Genomic DNA, 8,029 nt, shown 5'->3' with positions numbered 1-8,029 from the left:
TGAATCGCCCCGTGTTTGCCAGAGACTCAATAACTTGAGAAACTGGAACTATGAAAAAATCAAATCGCTATACATCAGAATTTCGTGAACGTGCAATTAGGCTTGTTACCACACAACAGCATGAATACCCTTCTCTTTGGGCTGCGCTAGTATCGATTTCAGATAAACTGGGATGTACCCCAGAAACACTTAGAGCATGGGTCAAGAAATCTCAAGCTCAACCGTCTAAACCCTCTTCTAATACGCAATCAACTGAAGAACGCCTTGCCGTCTTAGAGCGCGAGAATAAAGAGCTCAAGCGAACGAATGATATCCTGAGGCAAGCTGCCGCTTTTTTCGCCCAAGCGGAGCTCGACCGCAAACAGAAGTAATAGTGGATTTTATTGATGCTTGCAGAGAGCATTACGGTGTCGAGTCAATTTGCAAGGAATTGCCGATTGCACCATCAACGTATTATTCTCATAAACAGATACAAAGAGAGCCTGAGCGACTGTCTAACCGCAAAAAGCGTGATGCTGAGCTGATAATACTCATTCGCGAAGTGTGGGAGGATAATATGTCAGTTTATGGTGCAAGAAAAATATGGAAGCAGCTACAGCTTGACGACCATCAAGTCGCCCGCTGTACAGTCGAACGATTGATGCGAGTTATGGGAATTCAAGGTGTTCGTCGGGGTAAAGCACATAAGACAACGATACCTGACGAGCAACAAGATAAGCCACTTGATTTAGTTAATCGTCAATTTACTGCTGAGCAGCCAAATCAACTTTGGGTAGCTGACATCACCTATGTTGCCACATGGAGTGGGTTTGTTTATGTCGCTTTCGTGATAGATGTTTTTTCACGATACATTGTAGGTTGGCGTGTATCAACGACAATGCACACAGAGCTTATTCTTGATGCGTTAGAGCAAGCTATTTGGCATCGTGGCAACCCCGAAGGGTTAATTCACCACAGCGACAGAGGCAGCCAATATTTGTCTATACGATACACTGAGCGACTTGCTGAAGCTGGAATTCAAGCGTCTGTAGGCAGTGTGGGTGACTCTTATGACAATGCATTGGCTGAAACAATAAATGGATTATTTAAAACAGAGATTATTCGCAGAAATGGCCCGTGGAAGAATGTTGATGCTGTTGAATACGCAACGTTAGAGTGGGTCAATTGGTTTAATAATCAACGCTTATTATCTTCAATTGGGTATATTTCACCAGCTCAATATGAAACAGACTACTATGATAATTTAAACGAGTCAGGTAAAGTGGCCTGACTTAAACAAACTGGTCTCCGATGAACTCGGGGCGATTCATTATTCCATGCAGCCAAGCAAGTAATATAGTTTGTTAGTTGATGATACGCACGATCAGGAGCATCTGGGCGAATTCTCGACATGGTAAACCCTGAATAAGTAGCACCACTACCTACCCAGCTCACAATTGAAGAAGCAACGCTGCCACCAGGAACAGCAAAACCAACTGTTGTAGTAACAAGGCCTAAAATAGTTGCCGCTTTCTCAACACTATTACCTGTTTTCATAATATCTTCGTTTATCACTGGGTGTAATAAAGCTAATAAGTTGATTGCTTGGGGCTGATTTGAAGCAATAGCAACATCGTTAGATGTTTTTGCAACACTACCAGGCGCTGAAGCGCCGCCACGCATAGCTGGAAGTAAGCTATTAAAAGATTTTTGACTATTATTGCTGGTAGAAAAAACAACTGATTGTGTCGTTAAGCCACCGGCTTTAACACGCTTTTGATCCCTAGGAGTTACAGTAGATTTATAGGTGCGTTGTAAGCGGCGATAAACCGCTGCGCTGCACTGCGTCATTTGGATTGCCAAAGCGGCTTGCTCTTTAAAAGCTCGCCCAATAGCGCGCTCGGAAAGTTGAGTTAGCTGCGCTTTTTTCTTCAGCACATTTTGACCAATGATAATATCCACAAAAATATCCTTATTTATTATATGATAAGCCCGATTCTAGCATAATGCTAATCAGAGATAACAGATCAAAAAGCAAAACTTTATTGGCTTATCTGTGGCTTAAGATCGCTTAAATCTAAATGGATAGTCATTTCAATATTCTCAGGCTGTACAGCAACATCACTTAAACCTGTTCTCGCAAAATAATTTTCAAAATCTTGCTGATATTTAGCCGAAAACTGCGTATACGCGCTAATAAACAAACTTAGCTTTTTAGCTATTATTGGATAGGTAGCGGCAAGTTCCCGCAATTTTTCAGGTTCAGCAAAGGCAAATTCAGCATAAATATTAAAGTCGTTCCCCATTGAAGTTTTGCCATAATCAGATAAAAAGCCCGCATTATAATCTGGCGCTAATTCATCTTTTGTAAGCGCTTCATAATTAGATACAGCAGGTTCCCAATCTTCACTTAATAAACTTTGCCACGTTACCAATATTGAAGGTGAATGATTAAAAATGAGTGAACTAAGCTCATGATGGAATCCGCGAAATGCGTTCTTATAGTTGGCTTCTGTTCCATTCCATTGTGCAATATTAGATAGAGCTATCCATTTAGACCCATAAGTCCCCCCAGCTGCCGCACCTTCAATTTTTATAGAGCTAGAAATATAGACAACATCAATCACTTCAGAAACAAATCCTTTTGGATATACACTTAAGGCAGACTCAATACCATCTAGAGTATCAGAAGCATCTTTTAAAGTAGTTCTAGTTATATTTACATTGTTTAAAGTAGCATCTTTGTTTGAAAACTCTTCTGGGTAAGATTCCTTCGGATCATCTGTTTTAATGTCTATATGATATGTTTTTACTAAACGATTAGCTTGCTCTGTTTCACTTTCTAAATATGAACAAGCACTAACTAATAATAAAAAAACAAATATTGCTTTTTTCATTTATAAAATCCTTTTTAATGAGCATGCCTGAATATTGCCGCCATTATTGAGAACGAAAGTTTAACAACAGCAGGTAAGCAACTTAAAGCTCTCATTTCATCTACCTAGAGCAAACAAAATAGAAAATAACAGGCAAACCTTAAAATAACTACATTCTTTTAGCCAACCCAAAATAAAAAAATCAAGAGACCTTTTACATAGGTTAAATACTACCCCTGTATTTTTAATTAAATTTTAAAACTATTTAACCCCTTTTCTATTTGCCAGCCGTTATAGCTCTGAAACAACATAATAAGTTAATTTGGAGCGGCTTATGCACACACTTGAATTCCCTAAAAACCCCATGTTCAAAACATCAACAGCTGTTATTGGCGGTGCTGCGATGACCTTTATCGCATTTGCCTTTATGCAATACTTAATTAGTGGCGAGCAAAGAGCGCCTATCAAATTGGGTGATGATATTACTGTTGAGATTTTTCAAGCACCAGAAGATAAACAAACCACGCATATTAAAAGAATACCGCCACCACCCACACCTAAAATACCGCCTAAAGCACCACCACGTGTCACACCTAGTAATGAGCCAATAACAGCAATAAGCACAGCACCACCCATAGTAATTGACAGGTTTGGTGACGATATGAAGCAAACACTTGCCCGCCCTACGGGAGATGCTTCACCCATTGTGCGCATAAATCCTAAATACCCAACTAGCGCAGCACGTGATGGTATAGAAGGCTGGGTGCAACTTAGCTTTAATATTTCACCCACAGGTGAAGTAATTGATGCCACAGTAGTAAATGCCGAACCAAAACGCATATTTGATCGCGAAGCACTTCGCGCCATTAAACGCTGGAAATATCGTCCAAAAGTAATTGAAGGTGTGGCACAATTACAAACAGGTCAAACCGTACAGCTTGATTTTAAACTAGACAGTTCGCAGTAAAGGAATAAGCGCCTATGCTATTGAGTATTAAGTCATGGTTATTTGAAGTGCCAAGCAAAGACTGCATGGCGCGGTATGCAAAAAGTGGCGACAACCGCCACTTAGAGCAGCTTATTACCTTATACAGTAACGATTTATATCACTACCTAGTTACCCAATCTAATACCCATTTAGCATACGACGTAAGCCAACAAACATGGCTAAAGGTTATTGAAAAGCGCCACCTTTACCAAGCACAAACCACGCCTAAAGCCTGGTTATTTCGACTCGCACGTAACACTCTGATAGACGAATACCGCAAACAGCAACACTTTGTCGAGCTTGACGAAAACAGCCAACGGCTTGCACAAAATAACAATCAAAGTGAATTAACAAGTAGTGATTCGCATATAGGCGACACACACATAAGTTATGAAGCATTTAACACTGCGCTCAAGCAACTTAGCTTTGTGCAGCGCGAAGCCATCACCTTACAACAAGAAGGCTTTAGCCTTGCCGACATAGAGCTTATAACGCAAAGCAACGCCCAAACCATAAAAACAAGGCTACGCTACGCCAAACAAAAACTAAAACAAAATTATTAGGAGACTGTAATGAATAAGCCTGATGAGCAGTTTAATGAAAAGCTCACTCAACATTATAACGAGCGAAAAGCATGTACTACTCTTTCGCATGCTCAACAACAGGCGTTAAAACACAGCGTAGCTCAAAAAAAACCTAAAAAGTTAGGCTTTGCCCTGCAACTCACAAGCCTTACCTGCGCATTAGGCTTACTGGCTTTTATAGTGCTCGACAGTAACAACGTGATAAATACTGCCCCTAAAACCGTATTTAACACCATAGACATACACGATTACTCGCTTATAACAACACATGAAATAGATCAAACAGGTAACTACGCAAGTACCATAACGCAACAAAAACGCGTGCTCGACACCCAACTAGCAAACGACTTACGCCGCCATCAACAACACCACATAGAATACGGCACGCTCGTAAAAGTAGACAATGACTGGTACATAACCAGCTGTAATAAAGAGGTACTGGTACACATTAAACAATCACTGCTCAGTGATTTAAAGGGAAGGCACGCAGTAGAAAGTAATATCAATACCGGTGATATGCTCGCTATGGCGCATAACGGCAAAGGGCAGATTATAGGGCTTAAACATGCGGGGGCTGGGGTTAGGGAATGTGGAGCTTAGATGGTTTTTAGGGCTAAATGTTTTTAAATCATACTTAATTTATTAATTACTCTTTCTCCTCAAATTTTTCAGAGCTTGAATTTTAAATACTTTTGATAATCTACGTAGCCTCAGCCAAGCCAAAATAGATATCATAAAAAATATTAAAAAGAAGCTTTCAACTATATCTTTTTCATTACTAACCAGTGCAAGATTAGCAGCACAAATACTTAAAAGTGAATTTAATGCCATTCCTCTTGCAATTCTATCGCGACTTACATAAATATCCATAGTTTTAATAAGCTCACTAGGAGAATGCGAAAGTATTTCAGCACTGTGCTTGTAAGGTTGTCTATCAGAATTACCTAATAGAGCATCGCATAATTTTTTACAGTATTTAGTCATACATTCAGGGATAATCTTTTTTATTACTTTTATTACTTTCGATATTCTACTGAGTAAAAATGAGGAGGTTACATCTACGTAAATACCTAAAACATAAGCAGTAGGAAAAAGACAAAACAGAATGACTTCTTTATAATTTAAATAATGCTGATAATTTAAATCTACATACAAACTCGATAATAAAACAATCCATATAAAAGAGATTATCCCTGTGATTAGATATTCAATTAACGCGACCGCATTTTGCATTGACTAGCATACCTGTTATTTTTTAAAGTTATTAGATAAGCTAAATATAAAATTTATCTTACAATTATCATAAAGTTTAAGGTTTTATAAAATCTTCAAAAGAACCATCAAGTAAGCTTACACCACCTTTTTCAAATACTGCTGGAAATAAGTCTCTGAGTTTCGCTAACTTTTCTTTTGCTGAATTATACGAGCGCCCCATAAATATTATTTGTTTATTATTACTGGTTGAATCTGAGAAATTTTTTAATAGGAATTGTATCGCTTTGTCTTCATACGGTAATGAATAACCGACAAAAATTAATAACTCAGCTTGTCTTAACTTTTCAGCTGACTTTAAAAAAATAGTCCGAAAGTATTTATCATCATAATTCTGTTCTTCCGAGGGGAGGATTATATTCGGAACTTCTTTACTAGAATAGTCCACGCAATACCTTCCTTTATGATCTTGATGTATATCAAACCCACCATTAATTTTGAACAAAGATATTGTAGCCCTACCTGTATTTACTTCATCAAAACATTTTTTACTAGTGATCCCTCTATTAATTTTAATACTAGGTTTAGAATGATAAAGAAGCTTTTCAATAACATAATCATAATTTGTAGTAATAAAAGTAAAGTCTTTCAGCTCTACTATTGACTCAAAAAAAGAGGTCAAATTACTACTAGTATTACAATTTAGCTGTAATTCATCCTCTCCGACCAAATCCACAAACCTATTTTTAATAAACTTTCGAATCTCTTCTTCAAGAAAGTGTATGCCAGAATAGTCTAAAAAACTTGGCATTAAACTAGGGTACCTCTTATAAATATCAAGATGATATTTAATTTGACTAAAGAATCTGTAACAATCTTTGTTAAACTCAGGTCCTGATTCATTGCATGGAGCTTTTATACCTAAATCATTAGCAATAGTGTAAAAATTAAAATTAGCCTTTAACGTTTGAAAATCATCAACTGAAAATAAATTGAAGCCTAATGGGTAGTCTTCCTTATACGCTTTTGAAAATCCAGCACCTGCGAAGAATGCCACTTTTTTATTTTTTGATAAAATTAAACTCTGTGCTTGTTCAATACTGATTTTATTTTCGACAGATTCTTGAGGGACGTCTAAAACTTTATTCAATAACTTAGACATCATTTTCTCCAATTATATTTGGTAAAAACCCAAATTCATCACTTAAATATTTAGCTGAAATCTTTGCATCTTTACGTAAGGAAAACTCTGATATCTTTTTAATTACCGTAGAAAAATTATTATCCTTTTTTAAAACCAAAATTGAATCCCGTCTGAACCCATAATCAACTAACATAATGTCATGTGTAGTCATTACTGTTTGAGTAATACTACCATTCCCGTCCTCATTTCTTAACCTAATAAAATCTAAAATAGCTTTAGATAATTTGTGATGTAAATTCCCATCATATTCATCTATTAATAGTGTAGTATTTCCAAGGTTGCACATTAGAAGTAATAAGATTAAGCTCAGCGCACTATAAGTTCCTGATGAAAAATAGTCTTTAGCTTCAGATAAGGTAAGCTCTATCTGGGAGTTTTCAGATTGGCTTGGTTTAATTTTAAAGTAATATTTACCATCTTTTCCCTCATTTATACTTATATTCGATATAGGTAATGCAAGATTTTTGAAAATATCAATTGATTTTTCAAGGATTAACTCTTGAAGAAATTCACGGCTTTCTTCGAACTCCTTATCATTAAACAGCTCTTCCGCAATTTTAGTCCCACTTTTAGCTACATCAGAGGTAAGGAGCAATAGCTTTGTAGCCCAGTTATGTATAAATTTAAGTTCAGGGACCTTAATACTCGTGGCATAGTTAGATACTAATCCACCGACATCAATAGATTCATCCAATAGCTTTTGAGTAGATTTATATTCAGAAGAAAACTTTAACCCACTTTTATTTCTAGTAAAAACTGACTTATTCTTAGCATTTTTTTTGTTATCTCTAGAGCTCAGATATTCATTTATTATAGCTCCTTTAAAAACGCTAAATGAATACTCAATGAAGCAATCTGTTTTTTGATCAAAAAGTAATGCCGTGAAGGCAGTAGGTTCACTAGAAGACTTTTCATCTAATAAAAAAGGTTTATAAGCCGATTTAATTTTATCAACTTGTTTAATGCAATTTGCAAAACAACTAATAGATTCTAATAAGTGTGACTTTCCGGATGAATTGGGCCCGATAATGCATAGCTGCTTATTAATTCTTAATGACTCAGAGATCGTAACTAAGCTTTCCTCGTATTCAGTTGATGCATTTGCGATAAAATCAAGCGTTTGCGGTTGACCTATACCTTTAAAATTGGAAACCTCGAAGGAAAGTAACATTTTTAATTCTCCATT

At 36.7% G+C, this 8,029-nt stretch carries 9 protein-coding genes and 1 other annotated feature; of the genes, 4 read left to right on the top strand and 5 right to left on the bottom strand.

Translation table 11 applies throughout. The features are described from left to right. Positions 1 to 50: 50 nt before the first annotated feature. Positions 51 to 1,270 (top strand): IS3 family transposase gene (locus ND6B_RS17690; protein WP_089368775.1). Its coding sequence is split into 2 segments (ribosomal slippage): positions 51 to 330 and positions 330 to 1,270, totalling 1,221 coding nucleotides; the frame shifts between segments, so codons are not numbered across the junction. Beyond that, positions 329 to 445, top strand: a sequence feature (AL1L pseudoknot). It overlaps the preceding gene by 117 nt. Here ND6B_RS17690 and ND6B_RS17695 read toward each other — a convergent pair. Together ND6B_RS17695 and ND6B_RS17700 are read right to left on the bottom strand one after the other, a co-directional pair. After that, a complete protein-coding gene (locus tag ND6B_RS17695; RefSeq protein WP_235420427.1) occupies positions 1,234 to 1,941 on the bottom strand; it encodes a hypothetical protein in 708 nt (235 codons plus the stop codon). The genes ND6B_RS17690 and ND6B_RS17695 overlap by 37 nt on opposite strands. 80 nt (positions 1,942 to 2,021) lie before the next feature. Beyond that, positions 2,022 to 2,876: a hypothetical protein gene (locus tag ND6B_RS17700; protein ID WP_033102575.1), complete on the bottom strand. Its 855-nt coding sequence runs from the start codon at positions 2,874 to 2,876 to the stop codon at positions 2,022 to 2,024. Between the two features lie 313 nt (positions 2,877 to 3,189). Between ND6B_RS17700 and ND6B_RS17705 the strand changes: the two genes are divergently transcribed. The 3 genes from ND6B_RS17705 to ND6B_RS17715 all read left to right on the top strand — a co-directional run bounded on the left by ND6B_RS17705 (position 3,190) and on the right by ND6B_RS17715 (position 5,027). Continuing rightward, positions 3,190 to 3,822: an energy transducer TonB gene (locus tag ND6B_RS17705; protein WP_033102574.1), complete on the top strand. Its 633-nt coding sequence runs from the start codon at positions 3,190 to 3,192 to the stop codon at positions 3,820 to 3,822. A gap of 65 nt (positions 3,823 to 3,887) precedes the next feature. Further along, on the top strand, positions 3,888 to 4,406 hold the full coding sequence (locus ND6B_RS17710; RefSeq protein WP_152333085.1) for a sigma-70 family RNA polymerase sigma factor: 519 nt from the start codon (positions 3,888 to 3,890) through the stop codon (positions 4,404 to 4,406). Positions 4,407 to 4,415: 9 nt separating this feature from the next. Beyond that, entirely contained in the window at positions 4,416 to 5,027 is a 612-nt protein-coding gene (locus ND6B_RS17715; protein ID WP_033102572.1) for a hypothetical protein, read from the top strand. A 42-nt stretch (positions 5,028 to 5,069) separates the two neighbouring features. Here the strand turns inward: ND6B_RS17715 and ND6B_RS17720 are convergent, their stop codons facing one another. The 3 genes from ND6B_RS17720 to ND6B_RS17730 form a co-directional block, all read right to left on the bottom strand. Continuing rightward, positions 5,070 to 5,660 (bottom strand): hypothetical protein, encoded by a 591-nt coding sequence (locus ND6B_RS17720; protein ID WP_033102571.1) that lies wholly within the window; start codon positions 5,658 to 5,660, stop codon positions 5,070 to 5,072. A gap of 76 nt (positions 5,661 to 5,736) precedes the next feature. Continuing rightward, complete coding sequence (locus tag ND6B_RS17725; RefSeq protein ID WP_033102570.1) at positions 5,737 to 6,801, bottom strand: SIR2 family protein; 1,065 nt, start codon at positions 6,799 to 6,801, stop codon at positions 5,737 to 5,739. Continuing rightward, positions 6,794 to 8,014 (bottom strand): AAA family ATPase, encoded by a 1,221-nt coding sequence (locus ND6B_RS17730; RefSeq protein WP_033102569.1) that lies wholly within the window; start codon positions 8,012 to 8,014, stop codon positions 6,794 to 6,796. The genes ND6B_RS17725 and ND6B_RS17730 overlap by 8 nt, the downstream gene beginning before the upstream one ends. Positions 8,015 to 8,029: the final 15 nt, after the last annotated feature.

It is taken from the genome of Pseudoalteromonas sp. ND6B (assembly GCF_000764215.1).
Lineage (GTDB): Bacteria > Pseudomonadota > Gammaproteobacteria > Enterobacterales > Alteromonadaceae > Pseudoalteromonas > Pseudoalteromonas tetraodonis.
Note: the sequence above shows the minus strand (reverse complement) of the source record. Positions and strands in the feature narration are given on the sequence as shown.